Origin of the sequence: uncultured Gemella sp. (assembly GCF_963515875.1) — a bacterium.
Lineage (GTDB): Bacteria > Bacillota > Bacilli > Staphylococcales > Gemellaceae > Gemella.
The window spans coordinates 63,663-78,932 of record NZ_CAUPZX010000005.1 but is presented as its reverse complement, the minus strand read 5'-3'; the positions used below and the strand labels follow the sequence as shown (position 1 = coordinate 78,932).

Genomic DNA, 15,270 nt, shown 5'->3' with positions numbered 1-15,270 from the left:
CGATATCTCGGAGATTTGTATAACAAACAGAAATATAATTGTGTGTGTGAACAATAAAATTTTTATAAAAATTTTATTGTTATTTATAAAAATATTTATTATATCGTTAGAGTTAAAATGAAATTGTATATAGTAAATTAAATAAAGTAGTATATTAAGTATATTTAAAGTTGCTTTATTAAGATATGAATATACAAATAAAGATATATAAGAATTGATTATATATTATAAATTCTAGATAATTATAGAACATTATTGTTTATAGAAAGGAGAATAATGAAAGTAAATATAATTTATACTAGTTAAGTTGATAAATTAACATGTTTGTAAAGTTTTAATTTAACTTGTATTAAGTTTGCTATAGATGTATAATAGATTTAGCATAACAAATAGAAAAATAACTAACTTAATTATAAAATCTATAGTATATCAGTAAACTTACTTTTGTTAATGAAAAGAAAAGTGAAATTTTATAACAATATTAAAAGTTTCATTGAATTTATTTTAAGTTTTTTATTGTTAATACTTGTTATTCCTATCATTATGCTTGCATGTATTGCTATTGTTATAGAGATACGTGCTAATCCATTCTATACTCAAGAAAGAGTAGGACTAAATGGACGAATTTTTAAAATATATAAGCTTCGTTCAATGTATATTGATGCAGAAAAGGATGGCCATAAATGGGCGAGCGAAAATGATGATCGTATTACCAAAGTGGGGGGCATCATTCGAAATACTCGAATAGATGAATTACCTCAACTGGTTAATATTTTAAAAAGAGATATGTCATTTATTGGTCCAAGACCTGAGAGACCAGAATTTGTCAAGGAATTTCTAAAAGATATACCAGATTTTAACGATCGTTTAGTGGTAAAACCAGGAATTACGGGGTGGGCACAGGTTAATGGTGGCTATTCATTAACTCCGAAAGAGAAGTTAGTATTAGATAAGTATTATATAGAAAATGAAGGGTTTAAATTAGATTTATTAATTCTACTAAAAACAATCATTGTTGTTTTTACAGGAGATGGAGCTAGATAATTAAGAACATATAATAAAATAAGGAGGAAAAAATGTTTTTATTAAATAATAATATCTCGAGAATATTAAGTTTTATCAAAAAGAAACTATTGATTTTATTAATATTCATATTTAGTGGAGTGGCAGTAGTGACTGCATATACAGTATTTTGTATTTCACCTGTTTACAGTGTATCATCTACATTGATTATGAAAAGTTCAAATGTTATAAATGATGATTCTCGTGCGTTAACTTCAATTGATTTACTTCAAAGACAAGCAAAAACTTACCTTGAAATTGCAAAATTGCCTAATGTTAGGAATATGACTAATGAATCATTAGATCTAACTACAAAAGAAATTAGTCAAATTAAAGATGTTGAACTTACAAATGATTCTGGATCCCAATTAATGACATTAACAGTTAGAGCTACAGATAGGGATCTAGCAGAACGTTATATAAAGAAATATTCAGATGAATATAAATCTTTTGCTGCTGAAAAAATAGGTAGAGATGATTTATCAGTAGTAACAGATCTTCAAGGGAACCCTAATCCAGTTTATCCTGTCTTGTGGAAAAATATGTTAATTGCATTTATTGCGTTTACGTTTATAGGAGTTAATATATTGTTTATTCGTTATATTATGAATGATTCAATAGATTCTCTTGATGATATAGAGGAATTAGCAGGTAGTTCAGTCTTAGGAATGATTCCAATTATAAAAGATAGGGGAAGAAGGTAAAAGTATGTATATAGAAGTTATTCATAATAGTAAATCTGTTGCTTCAGAATCTTTTAGGACTTTGCGAAGTAACATTCAATTTTCAAACTTTGGAAAAAATATAAAAATAATTGTTGTGACTAGTGCGAATCCTAATGAAGGAAAAAGTGAGATAAGCCTTAATCTTTCAGCAGTACTGGCACAACAAGGTAAAAAAGTCATCTTAATAGATGCTGATATGAGAAAGCCAACGCAGCATAAATTGATAGAAAAAAGAAATAAAACTGGATTGAGTAAATTATTATTAGGTCAAATAAGTGAGGATGCCATTAATCATCTAACTTTTGATGATGTTGAATTAGATGTGTTAACATCAGGACCAGTTCCACCAAATCCGGCAGAAATGTTAACAAGTAGCGTGATGGAAGAAATATTAGGGACTTGTGTAGATAACTATGATTATATCATTATAGACACACCTCCTTTACTTGCAGCAACAGATGCGCAAATTTTATCACGAGTAGCGGATGCTACATTATTAGTAGTAGATATGAAAGTTTGTAAACGTAATCAACTTATTGAAGCGAGAAAAAGACTTGATAACGTGGGGGCTAACTTTTTAGGTGTTGTAGCTAATAAACTTGATTTAAATGAAAATAACTATTACTACTATAATTACAAATAATAAAATTATATATGAAATATATTAGAAAGGAGTAGGGATGTTAACGTATCTTTTTATTTTTATATACCTTGTGGCTTTATCTTCGATGTATTATTACTTAGAAGATAAAAGAGAACAAATAAAAATACTAGCAATTCCTACTTTTATTTTGTTCTTAGTGGTTGATGGATTTAGAAAATTTTCTGTTGGATCTGATTTAATTATTTATGTACATATATTTCGAACTAGAGCATTAGAGATACCGGAATTTTCAAATATATTTAAATCTCGTTTTGAAATTGGGTATATTCTTTTTGATAATTTTTTAAGTTCTGTTTCTGAACATTACACTATATTGCTGTTTTCATTTGCTGCAATAACTTTATTTATTTGGTTTTATATTTTTTGGAATTATTCTGAGAATATCTTTCTGAGTTTAGTAATATATTTTAGTTCGTTGGGTATGATGTTTTACTCATTTTCTAATATTAGACAAGGTTTATCTATAGCTATTGCTCTATTGAGCTTTAGATTTCTTGATAAACGTAAATATATAAGAGGGATCGTGTGCTTAGCACTGGTACCATTGTTTCATACAGCAGGTGTTATTTGCGTTTTATTTTTAATATTAAAAAAAATACGACTAACTTCAGCTTCATATAAATATATATTAATTATATCTATTATATCCTTTCCTTTTCTAAAAATTTTATCTGAAGTATATCTTAAGGTCTTTCCTCAGTATTCTTCATATTTAGAAACGACTTGGTTTTTAGAGAGTTATAAGTTTGGACCGTTAGGTCTTACGATAGTTTGTACTTTTTTATTTGTTATAGGGGAGCTGATATTAAGAAAATCTAAATTAACAGCTACAGAAGAGTATATAAAAAACTTATTTTTCTTTTATTTAATATTTACAATTTTCACATTACAGACTAGTCTGTTAGAAAGATTCGGTTATTATTTTGCACCATTTATGGCTTTATATGTACCTATGTTTATTAGTAAAATAAGGGAAAAAAGAATTCAGTGGATATTATTTTATACTATAATAATAATATATGGGTTGTTATTCTCTGTAATAGTTTATTTAAAACCTGAATGGTATAATGTTGTCCCATATCGATCAGTTATTTCGGATTGGCTTATTGGAAAAAAATTTTAGGAGGAGTTTCGTGGAGTTTTCAGTTTTAATAACAGTCTACAAAAGGGAAAAACCTGAAAATTTAAGGAAAAGTTTATTATCCTCGTATAATCAAACTATAAAACCTAAGGAGATTGTTTTAGTTTGTGATGGGGAATTAACTGAGGAATTAGATAAGGAAATTGAGAGTTTAGAAGTGAGTATCCCAATCTTATCGGTATACAGATTACCATATAATTTGGGTTCTGGACCTACATCACGATTTGGTGTTAAAAAATGCCGAACAGAATTGATAGCTAGAATTGATAGTGATGATTATTGTTTAGATACAAGATTTGAAAAACAATTAAAAGCTTTCGAAAGTAATCCTAATTTGATTATGGTAGGTTCTAATATTTTAGAAAAGAATACAGAATTCACGGTATTAAAGAAAGTACCCGAAACTACTTCTGAAATTCGTAAGTATTCTAAAATGAGAAATCCTTTTAATAACCCTTCTAGTATGATGAAGAAGGATTATATATTAAAAGCGGGAAATTATAGAAAAGTTCGCTATTTAGAAGATTATGATTTAGTAATGAGATTACTACACGACAATCCAACAAAGGATTTTTTTAACATTCAAGAGCCATTGGTAGTTATGCAAACAAATGATTCTACTTACTTACGAAGAGGTGGTCTCTTATATATAAAAACTGATTTTTGTCTTCAATTAGATTTTTATCGTAGAGGTGACATTAATCTCTTCCAATTTATTAGAAATGTTTTTCTTCGAAATGTAATTAGAATCTTACCAAATCAAGTTAGAAAATGGATATATAAGAGAAAAATGAGAGAAAAGGTATAAGAGGTGATAGAATGAAATATCGTGTAATGCATGTTTTAGGTGCGGTTGACGGAAGTGCGACAGGAGTCCAAAGCTTTATCAAAAATCATATTCAAAAAGATGATGAGGAATTTGAATATATAGTAGCCGAATCGAATGGAGATGCACATTTTCCATTTAATCAATATTTGGATGAAAATGGATTTGAAAGAGTAGTATTTCCTGAATTGAAGATGTCAAAAGTTCTAGATTATTTTAGGGAATGTAGAAAGTTTTATAAAACTAAAACTATTGATATTCTACATGTTGATAACCCAATTACAGCTTTTATCCATAACTACTATGCAAAAGTAAATGGTGTTTCAGTTCGTATTTATCATAATCATAATAGTCAATTTTCAGATACTTGGGCAAAGAGTATTCGAAATAGAGCATTAGTTTCTCTAGCCTTAAAAAATGCAACTCATCGAATTTCTTGTGGACAATTGGCAGGAGAAAAAATTTTCGGCAAGAAATCTTTTAAAATTATTCCTAATGCGATTCAGATAGAAAAGTTTAAATTTTCTTCTAATTATAGAGAAGAAATTAGAAAGGAATTTTCAATTCATGAAAATCAAAAAGTAGTTGGAATGGTAGGAATTTTAGATGAAAGAAAAAATCAGAGTTTTCTAATTGAGATTGCTAAAGAGTTACCAAATGTTACTTTTCTTTTAGTTGGAGAAGGTCCGAATCGTTCGAAGTTGGAAGAAAAATGTATAGGTATGAAGAATATCATATTTACAGGGAACAGAAATGATGTATATAAGTTTTATTCAGCCTTTGATGTTTTTGCTTTTCCTTCTTTATTTGAAGGCTTTCCGATGGTCTTAGTTGAAGCACAGTGTGCAGGTGTAAATGTAATTATGAATGACACGATTGATACAACTACTCAAATAGTAGATAAACTTTGTACTGCTCTTCCTTTGGAAAAGGGAAGCTGGAAAGCCTATATAGAAAACTCACCTATATTAACGAGCGAAAGAACGTTTTGGAAAGAATTATTACGATTTGATATTGATGAGAATATTCAACAGTTAAAAGATTTTTATAAAAAAGGTTTGAATCATATTCGATAATATTTTGAAAGGAAAAAACTTATGATTAGTGTAATTGTTCCAATTTATAATGTAGAAAAGTATCTAGATGAATGTCTAAATAGCATCCAGAATCAAAGTTACAAAGATATCGAGGTTATATTGGTAAACGATGGATCTACTGATAGTTCTAAAACTATTTGTGAACGATATTGCGAAGAGGATAGTCGTTTTCATTTAATTAATCAAATAAATCAAGGGCAAAGTGTTGCAAGAAATGTTGGTGTAACAGCTTCAAAAGGCGAGTATATTGCATTTGTAGATAGCGATGATATTATTAAAACGAACTATTTAGAAAAGTTAATGCAATATATGACTGAAGAGGTAGATATTGTTGAAAGTAATTTTACCGTATCTAAAAATGATTTCCTTATTGAAAATTCTAAAGAAACAACGATTCTATTTGAAGGTAATTCTCAAGAAGCTGTAAAATTTTTTCCTAATCATGTTTTAAGTGTTAATCCCGTTACAAAGCTCTATAAGAGAGAAATTGTTGAATCGGTTCCATATCCAGAAGGATTAATATTTGAAGATATTTATTGTGGAATTGGAATGTTAAAATATATTCGAAAAATCATTAAAATCGATTATGTTGGTTATTATTATCGTCAGCATCAGGCTAGTACGATGCATCAAGATTTTAATGAAAAAAAATTAGATGTATTTACAGTTTGTGATAAGCTAGTTGATTTGTACTCTGATAGAGAAGAAGTTCTTCCTTATATTGGGAGTTTTTTAGTTCATAAAGCAACGATGCATTATCAGAGTGACATCAAAAGAGGTAATCCATACGCAAAATTTTATAACCAGAAACTAGCTGAGTATGTAAACTTAACGAAGAAAAATCCTGAATTGGCTAAAAATACACGTTTTATAAAGTTGTATAATATAAGTCCAAAATATTATAATTCGGTAATTTTTCCAATTTATAATTTTCTTTGGAAGTTAAAAAATGGTGTTAAAGAAGTAGAGGTAGAAGAATAATAGTAAATGAGAAGGAAATTAATTTATGATTAGTGTAATCGTACCTGTGTATAATGTAGAAGAATATTTAGAAGAATGTCTAGATAGTATACGAAAGTAAACTTATACGGATATTGAAGTGATATTAGTAAATGATGGATCTACTGATGGTTCAAAAGAAATATGTGAGAGATATTGCGAAAAAGATAGTCGTTTTAAATTGATTAATCAAGAAAACCAGGGATTAAGTGAAGCACGTAATGTGGGAGTTAGAGCATCTATGGGAGAATATATATTCTTTGTAGATAGTGACGATGTGATTAAAGTTAATATTTTAGAAACTTTAATGCTTTTTATGATAGATGATGTAGATATTGTGGGTTGTAATTATTCTTCTAAGAAAGAAGATTTAGGACTTCAAACAAATCCTAATATTGTATTTAAGGGAAATTCTTTTGATGCGATATTTAATTGTTTACATTATGGCTCTGCAGCTGTTAAGTTTACTGCATGGTCTAAACTTTATAGAAGAAACATTGTAGAAGCAGTGCAATTCCCAAAAGGTCTTATTTATGAAGACATTTATACTGGAATGGCTAATTTAAAGTATATTCGTAATATTGTTGTTATTAGTACAATTGGGTATTATTATAGAATACGTTCAGGTAGTATTACAGGAAAAGAATATAGTAAAAATAATCTTGATGTATTTAAAATATGTGATTTATTATTGGAAGAATTTAGTACTCATAAGTTATTGCCATATATTGGTAGATTTAACTTTTTAATAACAATAGAATATCTCGTTAACTTTAAAATTCAACAAGGACATTCTGATTATAAAACGTATATGAATCATATTGAGAAATATGCAAACTATGCAAAACAATCACCAGACGTTCTTAAAAGTTGTAGAGTTTTGAGATGGTATTTAAGATTTCCAAAATGTTTTTCAAGATATATTTTTATCCTGTACTTAAAATATGTATCTATTATAAATAATTTAAAAAATTAAATTTAAGGAGAATTTATGATTAGTATAATCGTACCCGTTTATAACGTAGAGGAATATTTAGAAGAATGTCTAGAAAGTATTCAGAAACAAACTTATACGGATATTGAAGTGATATTAGTAAATGATGGATCTACTGATGGTTCAAAAGAAATATGTGAGAGTTATTGCCAGATGGATAGTAGGTTTAAGTTGATTAATCAAGAAAACCAAGGACAAAGTGCTGCAAGAAATAATGGAGTATCTGTTTCTACTGGAGAATATATAACTTTTGTGGATAGTGATGATGTTATTTCTTCAAAATATGTTGAAATTTTAAATCGTTACATGACTGAAGAAATTGATTTGGTTGAATGTGAATATAGGGCTGTTAGAAGTGTTTTTAATAAACTTAGCCAAGAAGAGAATATTCAAATAGTTTTTGAAGGAAATTCGGAAGAGTCAATTATAGAATCTTGTAATTACGGGTTATCATATAGTCCGGTTGTCAAATTATATCGACGAAGTTTATTAGAAAATTTTCCATTTTTAAATGGTGTTATTTTTGAAGATATTTATCATGGAGTAGGAACTCTAAAATTTATTCGTAAAATGGTGAAAATTGATTATGTGGGATACCATTATAGAGAACGTCCAAACAGCACTATGCATAGAAAATTTTCTGAGAAAAATTTAGATGTTTTTATTAGTAGTGATAAATTAGTTGAATTGTTCTCTTCGGATAAAAAATTATTACCCTATATAGGGAAGTTTTTAGTGCAAATTGTAACGACTCATCATAATTATTTCACTGAAAAGATTAATCCATACCAATCGATGTATGATGAAAAATTGAAACAGTATGTCGCAATTGTGGAAGAATCTCCTGAAGTAGCAAGGAGTAGTAAAATGATAAGAATGTATAAATTAGCACCTAGTTTATATCTTCGATACACTTTTCCATTTGTATATAAAACATGGGGAAGGCTGAAACATCTAAAAGCATTAGTGATTAAAGGAGAATAAAATGGATGTTCATAAATTGATTAGTGTAATTGTACCTGTTTATAATGTTGAAGAGTATCTGGAAGAATGTTTAGAAAGTATTAAGCATCAAACTTATACTGATATTGAAGTGATATTAGTAAATGATGGTTCGACGGATAATTCAAAAGAAATTTGTGAGAAATATTGTCGTCAAGATAATCGATTCAAGTTAATTAATCAAGAGAATCAAGGATTAAGTGAGGCACGAAATGTTGGAGTAAGAGAATCTATAGGGGAGTATATATACTTTGTAGACAGTGATGATGTGATTAAAGTTGATATATTAGAAACTTTATTATCTTTTATGAAAGATGATGTAGATATTGTGGGATGCAATCATTCAACAAATAAAGAGGATTTAATACTGCAAACAAGCCCTAACATTGTATTTCAAGGAAATTCATCTGAAGCTATAGCGAGTTGTCTAAATTATAGAGGAGTTACGTATTTTGCATGGGATAAATTATATAGACGAAGAATTCTAGAACAGGTACCTTTTTTGAAAGGTTTAATTTATGAAGATTTTTATACAGGAATTGTTACTTTGAAATATATTCGTAAAATGATTGTTCTTGATACGATTGGGTATTATTATAGAATTCGCTCAGGTAGTATTATGAGAAAAAAATATAGTGAGAAAAATCTTGATATCTTTAAAATATGTGATTCACTGTTAGAAGAATTCAAAAATGATATAATAGTTTCGGAACTTAGTAAGTATTTATTTTTAGTAATTTCTCAACATGTTCTTTTTTATAGAATACAACCTGATCACATATATTATAATATATACCAAGACTATATTGCTAAATTTGCTAATATTGCCAAAAAATCACATGAAGTTCTAAGAAGTTGTAGAGTATTAAGATGGTATTTATGTTCTCCTAAGTATTTTACAAGAGTTACTTTTCCATTATATTTAAGATATAATTCTGTAGCAAAATTCGTAAAAGATAAAGTTAGAGGTAATGTATGATTAGTGTTATTGTACCAGTGTATAATGTTGAGGAATATTTAGAAGAATGTTTGGAAAGTATTCAGAAACAAACATATTCAGATATTGAAGTGATTTTAGTTAATGATGGATCAACTGATAGATCAAAAGAAATTTGTGAACAATATTGCGAGAAGGATAGCCGTTTTAAGTTGGTTAATCAAGAAAATAAAGGGCTAAGTGGAGCACGTAATCGTGGAATGCTTGAATCTAAGGGAGAATTTATTTCATTTGTTGATAGTGATGATGTACTTAAGGAGGATATGTTGGAGCAATTGATAAAACAAATGACTTCCGAAGATATTGATATTGTTGAGTGTTGGTATACGAACGAAAAACAAGAATTAGGGTTAACAACACCCAAAAATGTGAAAATTATTTTTCAAGGGAACTCTAAAGAAGCTTTAGTTTCTTTATGCAGAGATAATATTGTCCGTTTGAATGCGGTCGCTAAACTTTTTCGAAGACAAGTAATAATCAATTTTCCATTTTTAGAAGGTTTATTTTACGAAGATGTTTATGGAGGTATTGGAATTTTAAAAAATATTCGTAAAATGGTGAAAATCAATTATATTGGTTATTATTATCGTGTGAGACAAGGCAGTATTATGAATCGAGAATTTAATATAAAAAATTTAGATTTATTTACGATTTGTGATAAGTTGGAGCAATTATATCAAGGTGATACATATTCTCTTTCGTATATTCGTCGTCGCTTATTCCATTTAGTTTTGATGCATGTTGTTGATTATCACATATTTGAGGGGAATCCTTATAAAGAAAAATATGTAGAATATTTGAATCGGTATGCAGGAGCTTCGAGCCGTTCATTGGTAATGCGAGCATATCACTTTTTCCCTCAAAATATTGTTTTTATTTCTAGAGTTGCAGGTGCGATTCAGTGGAGGGTGGAAAAATATTTTATAAAAGGTTTATGGAAAGGAATGAAGTAGTATGAAATATTACTTAAAGGAAGATTATGCATACGAAAAACATGCAGGATCTAAAGCTAGATTAGATGCTGAAAAAATAATGATAGAAGCAGAGTATCATCCTTTTTTTCAAAATAATGATTCAAATTCTATTACATTGACTGAAAATGATGTACTAGTTTTACAGTTTCCATTATTATGGCATTCGTTAAAAGTGTTAATTTTAACGAAATTATTAAAAAAACGTAAATTCAAAGCTTATCTTCTTATCCATGATATTGAATCGCTAAGAAACAGATCTATTAAATCATTCCAAGATGTTAAATATGCAATTCTTAATTTTTTACAAAATAAGACGGTACTGGAAAGAGTTGATGGAATCATTGCACATAATGATAAGATGAAAGATGTACTTGTTCAATTGGGAATACCAGAGAAAAAGATTATTTCATTAGAAATATTTGATTATCTGATTCCTTGTTATGAAGTGAAAAAAACGTATGAGAAGAGTACCGTGTTATTAGCAGGAAATTTTGATATAAAAAAAGCAAAATATGCAAGACAATTACCTGATAATCCAAAATTTTCAATTTATGGGATTAACTTTGAAGAAGATAACCTTCCTCAAAATGTTCATTATAATGGAGCTTTTTCTCCTGAAGAACTTCCATATTATTTAGAAGGTGGTTTTGGTTTAGTATGGGATGGGGATAGTCCTTATACTTGTAGTGGAATGTTTGGAGAATATTTAAAAATGAATAATCCGCATAAAGCATCGCTCTATTTAGCTTCTGGATTTCCAATTATTGTGTGGAGACAGTCCGCTCTTAGTGACTTCGTGACAAAAAATAATTGCGGAATATTAGTGGATTCTTTATTTGAGATTGCAGAACGTTTAGACTCTATTAGTAATGATGAGTACGAAGTATTGATAAGAAATAGTAAAAAAATAGGGGATAATATTCGTAATGGATATTATCTAAAAATAGCATTAGAAAAATGTGAAGGGAAACGTTAAGAATGTTGAAGATACAATCAATACTCGAAAAAGTATTTCGATACCAACAGATTTTTAGATACTATGGTCCTAAATTAACACTTGCGTATTACTATACACAACAATCAGATAGTAAATATTATGATTTTAGTAAAAAGGTTCTTTTGAATTTTGTATTTAACTTAAGAAAAGAAGCACATATATGCGAGATGAACGATGAGATAGAAGAAGTTGCTCCAGAATCCCCAAAAATTATTTGGACAATGTGGCAGCAAGGAGAGGAAAAAATTCCAGAAACGGTAAGAGCCTCAATGAAAACAATAAAAAATTTCGCAAAAAGAAATGGCTGTGAATTTCATATGTTAACAGATGAAAATCTTCATAAATATGTCAATGTTCCAAACGATATTACTGAAAAATATAAGAGAAGAGAATTAAAGGCTGCTCACTATTCTGATATTGTTCGATTTAGTTTACTTTATCAATATGGTGGGATTTGGATGGATGCAACATTATTTGTATCTCCTTATGCAACATTAGAAATGTTTGAAGGAGAATTTTTCAGCTTGAAACATCCTCCATTATGTGATAGCAATATAGAAAGAACAGTTGGTGAATTTAAGTGGTCAGGATTCCTATTAGCTGGAAATAAATATAAAACTTATTTTAAACATATTTGCGAATTATATATCTATTTTGTTCGTAAATATCCTGTTTTTATTCATTATTTGATGATGGATTATTTTATTTTATCTGAGTATGAATTAAATGATGAATTCAAAGCCCTAGTAGATGAATTACCAGTTTTGGCACCAGCTGAGAGGGTGTGGTTTTTAAGAGATAATGCAAATGAGATATTTCATAAACATGAATGGGAGGAAGTGTTAAAAACAACACCGATTATGAAAACTACATATAAAATTTGTCCAGAGGAATTAATTCCACAATCTTATCTATATAAACTATTTTATGGAGAATTAAATGAATAGAGGAAATTTATGAAAAGAAGTAGAACAGAATTTGTCACTTTAAATACTAGTATAGCGCTCGTACTCCAACCTTTTTCAGTACTCATTGGTTTTATTAATCGTACTGTCTTTGTGAATATTCTTGGTGTTACATATTTAGGTTTGAGTAGTTATTTAATGAGTTTAATTTCTATTTTATCATTAGCAGAATTAGGAATAGCTGAAGCAATGAGTTATGCGCTATATGGTCCGTTAGCTCGAGAAGAACATGGGAAAATTAAAGCCTTTATGGTTTTATTTAAAAAGTTATATGTAATTATTGGAATTGCTATTTTTATATTTGGAGCAATATTATCATTATTTCTTCCGTATATGATTAAGGATTATACGATTGATAGCGAATTATACTGGATTTATTTTATATTTGTATTTAATTCAGCGTCTGGTTATTTTTTCTCTTACAAACGAACATTGCTATATGTTGATCAGCGAAACTATGTTATAAACTTAATTAACTTTGCCTTAAATACACTTCGAGTATTTTTACAAATAGGAGTAATAGTTCTTACTAAAAACTTTATTTTTTATTTATTAATAGAAACGGTTTTAAATATTATAGGTAATTTCATAATATCATATGTGGTAGATCGTTTATATAGTTATTTGAATAATGAAGAAGCTAGTCCTATTAACAAAGATGAAAGAGATAAGTTTATTAGAAATATTAAAGGAAATACTCTAGGAAGTATTGGTGCAAAAGTTGTATTTCAAACTGATAGTATTTTGATGGCAAAGTTTATCAGTTTATCCGCAATAGGTATCTATGGGAATTACACTTATGTTTTAGGATTTGTATCAATGCTAATTAATACTGTTATGGGTTCGATAACGTCTTCAGTCGGAAATTTAATCCACTCTGATGATACAACAACAGAAGCTAAATCTAATTTTTTAAAAAAATACCAGTTTATTGCTTTTAGTTTGATATATTTTGCGAGTATGGGATATTTATTTTTCGTACACCCATTTATGACAATTTGGTTAGGAGAGGATTTTTCTTTTAGTAGATGGATTGAGATAGTAATTGTTATTAATTTTTTCCTTACTTCTTATAGACAACCGAATTTGACATTAATTTCGGTATATGGATTAAGTTACGAGCAAAATAAAAAAGTTATTGCAGAAATTTTAATTAATATAGTTCTTTCACTTTATTTTTTAGTAGTTTTAAATTTGGGCGTAGCCGGAATTTTACTAGGAACTATAGGTTCAACGTTACTAACTTGTACATGGTATGAACCATATAGTGCATTTAAATATGGAATAAAATCGTCTTCAAAGAATTATTTTATGATGATGTTTAAGCATTTCACAATATTTGCCTCTAGTGTTATATGTGCTGTCCTATTAGATATTTTTGTTTTTTCAAAATTAGTTTTTATTACTAGTGTAATAATGAAAATATTTCTATATCTAGGTATTTTTAGTATTTATATGTATATATATAGGAATCACGAGGTTAGTAAATTATTTTTATATATGATTAGAAGGATAATATTTTTAAATAGATTAAGGAGAAAATAAATGAAAAGAGTCTTGGTATGTGGGTTAATTCCCGATATTGGTGGATTAGAAAAGATTGTTGTAGATTTTTACAATAATATAAATACTGATGAATTTGAATTTGAATTTTTACTTCAAGGTCCAGAAGATGTTGATTTTAGTGATCATTTTAAGAAATTATGTAAAAATCCTATAGTGTTTCATAGAATTCCTAAATTAAGGCCAAATATCAAACAGGCGTTGAAGGAATGGGATAAATTCTTTAGAAAAAATGCTCATCGATATGATATACTATGGTCAAATCAGAATGGATTAACACATCTTGAATTTTTAAAACTTGCTAAAAAATATGGTATCAAAAAAAGAATTGTACACGGACACTGTGCAACCGCTGACAAGTTTTATCGATTTATACATCCGATAAATCGTCTATTTGTTGGAAAATTTGCAACAGATTTTTGGGCATGCGGAGTAGAAGCTGCAAATCATTTTTATCACGGCAAGGAAAGAAAAAAAGCATTAGTTATTAATAATGCGATAGAGGTAGAACAATTTTTATATAACGAAAATGTACGTGAGAAACTGAGAAAAGAATATAATATTCCAGAAGATTGCCTTATAGTTGGACAAGTTTCTCGTTTGTATGAAAAACAGAAAAACCAAAGTTTTTGTGTTAAAGTATTTTCTGAATTAGTGAAGAAAGAACCTAATTCTCGCTTAGTTTTTATTGGAAAAGGGGATACGACATTCTTGGAAAATTTCGCTAAAGAATATGGTGTTGAAGATAAGGTGATTTTTACTGGTTTAAAAAGCAACGTTGGAGAAATGCTAAATTTATTAGACGTATTTTTCTTTCCATCTAACTTTGAAGGATTACCAATCGTATTAGTAGAAGCACAGGCGAATGGATTACCAGTTGTAACAGCAAGTCACTTACCGGATGCTAAAATCTTAGAAAATTATGATAATAGCTTGTCATTAAAAGATGAATGGAAGCTTTGGGCAGCTAAGATTCTTTCTGTTAGAGAGGGGCGTATATTAGACAGAGAGAATATATATAAGAAAATCAGTGAAAGCGGTTATGAGATTAAGTCTGCTACTAGACAGCTAGAGAAGCTATTTGAACAGTAATAATATTCTAGTGTACAACTGTTTATATGGAATATATTATTTAAGCTATGCTATTCTAATGTGGTATAGCTTTTTTTAAATTATAAAGCTGTTAATGTTATGGTCTTGAAACTAACCCAAATTCGAAATATAAGAATTTAGTTATGTTTAAATATTAAAGGAATTGTTGTAT

General features: G+C 28.4%; 14 protein-coding genes and 1 pseudogene. All 15 read left to right on the top strand.

Features of this window, described 5'->3' with window-relative positions:
* Positions 1 to 450: 450 nt before the first annotated feature.
* The 15 genes and pseudogenes from RWL85_RS02150 to RWL85_RS02080 all read left to right on the top strand — a co-directional run bounded on the left by RWL85_RS02150 (position 451) and on the right by RWL85_RS02080 (position 15,098).
* Positions 451 to 1,044: a sugar transferase gene (locus tag RWL85_RS02150; protein WP_314084361.1), complete on the top strand. Its 594-nt coding sequence runs from the start codon at positions 451 to 453 to the stop codon at positions 1,042 to 1,044.
* Between the two features lie 32 nt (positions 1,045 to 1,076).
* Complete coding sequence (locus tag RWL85_RS02145; protein ID WP_314084359.1) at positions 1,077 to 1,766, top strand: hypothetical protein; 690 nt, start codon at positions 1,077 to 1,079, stop codon at positions 1,764 to 1,766.
* Positions 1,767 to 1,770: 4 nt separating this feature from the next.
* Positions 1,771 to 2,430 carry a CpsD/CapB family tyrosine-protein kinase gene (locus tag RWL85_RS02140; protein ID WP_314084356.1) on the top strand — a complete coding sequence of 220 codons (660 nt, stop codon included), beginning with the start codon at positions 1,771 to 1,773 and terminating at the stop codon, positions 2,428 to 2,430.
* Positions 2,431 to 2,467: 37 nt separating this feature from the next.
* The gene (locus tag RWL85_RS02135; protein WP_314084354.1) at positions 2,468 to 3,574 is read left to right on the top strand and encodes an EpsG family protein; all 1,107 of its coding nucleotides are present in this window, start codon (positions 2,468 to 2,470) and stop codon (positions 3,572 to 3,574) included.
* Positions 3,575 to 3,584: 10 nt separating this feature from the next.
* Positions 3,585 to 4,400 carry a glycosyltransferase gene (locus tag RWL85_RS02130; RefSeq protein ID WP_314084352.1) on the top strand — a complete coding sequence of 272 codons (816 nt, stop codon included), beginning with the start codon at positions 3,585 to 3,587 and terminating at the stop codon, positions 4,398 to 4,400.
* Between the two features lie 11 nt (positions 4,401 to 4,411).
* Entirely contained in the window at positions 4,412 to 5,494 is a 1,083-nt protein-coding gene (locus RWL85_RS02125) for a glycosyltransferase (protein WP_314084349.1), read from the top strand.
* A 21-nt stretch (positions 5,495 to 5,515) separates the two neighbouring features.
* On the top strand, positions 5,516 to 6,496 hold the full coding sequence (locus tag RWL85_RS02120) for a glycosyltransferase family 2 protein (protein WP_314084347.1): 981 nt from the start codon (positions 5,516 to 5,518) through the stop codon (positions 6,494 to 6,496).
* Positions 6,497 to 6,521: 25 nt separating this feature from the next.
* Positions 6,522 to 7,490, top strand: a pseudogene (locus tag RWL85_RS02115) (glycosyltransferase family 2 protein).
* Between the two features lie 15 nt (positions 7,491 to 7,505).
* A complete protein-coding gene (locus tag RWL85_RS02110; protein WP_314084344.1) occupies positions 7,506 to 8,492 on the top strand; it encodes a glycosyltransferase family 2 protein in 987 nt (328 codons plus the stop codon).
* Between the two features lies 1 nt (position 8,493).
* Positions 8,494 to 9,489 (top strand): glycosyltransferase, encoded by a 996-nt coding sequence (locus RWL85_RS02105; protein ID WP_314084339.1) that lies wholly within the window; start codon positions 8,494 to 8,496, stop codon positions 9,487 to 9,489.
* Entirely contained in the window at positions 9,486 to 10,460 is a 975-nt protein-coding gene (locus RWL85_RS02100) for a glycosyltransferase family 2 protein (protein WP_314084336.1), read from the top strand. Before RWL85_RS02105 ends, RWL85_RS02100 begins: the two co-directional genes overlap by 4 nt.
* A gap of 1 nt (position 10,461) precedes the next feature.
* The gene (locus RWL85_RS02095; RefSeq protein WP_314084333.1) at positions 10,462 to 11,457 is read left to right on the top strand and encodes a glycosyltransferase; all 996 of its coding nucleotides are present in this window, start codon (positions 10,462 to 10,464) and stop codon (positions 11,455 to 11,457) included.
* A 2-nt stretch (positions 11,458 to 11,459) separates the two neighbouring features.
* Positions 11,460 to 12,425, top strand: coding sequence for a capsular polysaccharide synthesis protein (locus RWL85_RS02090; RefSeq protein WP_314084332.1), 966 nt, complete (start codon positions 11,460 to 11,462; stop codon positions 12,423 to 12,425).
* Positions 12,426 to 12,434: 9 nt separating this feature from the next.
* Positions 12,435 to 13,988, top strand: a complete 1,554-nt coding sequence (locus tag RWL85_RS02085) for a hypothetical protein (protein ID WP_314084331.1) — start codon at positions 12,435 to 12,437, stop codon at positions 13,986 to 13,988.
* A complete protein-coding gene (locus RWL85_RS02080; protein WP_314084330.1) occupies positions 13,989 to 15,098 on the top strand; it encodes a glycosyltransferase in 1,110 nt (369 codons plus the stop codon).
* Positions 15,099 to 15,270 lie beyond the last annotated feature (172 nt).

What these genes read in the sequence shown, in the direction of transcription:
- RWL85_RS02125 (WP_314084349.1), top strand. Translation starts at nt 4,412, where the DNA reads ATGAAATATCGTGTAATGCATGTTTTAGGTGCGGTTGACGGAAGTGCG.
- RWL85_RS02095 (WP_314084333.1), top strand. Translation starts at nt 10,462, where the DNA reads ATGAAATATTACTTAAAGGAAGATTATGCATACGAAAAACATGCAGGA.
- RWL85_RS02110 (WP_314084344.1), top strand. Translation starts at nt 7,506, where the DNA reads ATGATTAGTATAATCGTACCCGTTTATAACGTAGAGGAATATTTAGAA.
- RWL85_RS02085 (WP_314084331.1), top strand. Translation starts at nt 12,435, where the DNA reads ATGAAAAGAAGTAGAACAGAATTTGTCACTTTAAATACTAGTATAGCG.
- RWL85_RS02140 (WP_314084356.1), top strand. Translation starts at nt 1,771, where the DNA reads ATGTATATAGAAGTTATTCATAATAGTAAATCTGTTGCTTCAGAATCT.
- RWL85_RS02120 (WP_314084347.1), top strand. Translation starts at nt 5,516, where the DNA reads ATGATTAGTGTAATTGTTCCAATTTATAATGTAGAAAAGTATCTAGAT.
- RWL85_RS02090 (WP_314084332.1), top strand. Translation starts at nt 11,460, where the DNA reads ATGTTGAAGATACAATCAATACTCGAAAAAGTATTTCGATACCAACAG.
- RWL85_RS02105 (WP_314084339.1), top strand. Translation starts at nt 8,494, where the DNA reads ATGGATGTTCATAAATTGATTAGTGTAATTGTACCTGTTTATAATGTT.
- RWL85_RS02135 (WP_314084354.1), top strand. Translation starts at nt 2,468, where the DNA reads ATGTTAACGTATCTTTTTATTTTTATATACCTTGTGGCTTTATCTTCG.
- RWL85_RS02145 (WP_314084359.1), top strand. Translation starts at nt 1,077, where the DNA reads ATGTTTTTATTAAATAATAATATCTCGAGAATATTAAGTTTTATCAAA.
- RWL85_RS02150 (WP_314084361.1), top strand. Translation starts at nt 451, where the DNA reads ATGAAAAGAAAAGTGAAATTTTATAACAATATTAAAAGTTTCATTGAA.
- RWL85_RS02100 (WP_314084336.1), top strand. Translation starts at nt 9,486, where the DNA reads ATGATTAGTGTTATTGTACCAGTGTATAATGTTGAGGAATATTTAGAA.
- RWL85_RS02080 (WP_314084330.1), top strand. Translation starts at nt 13,989, where the DNA reads ATGAAAAGAGTCTTGGTATGTGGGTTAATTCCCGATATTGGTGGATTA.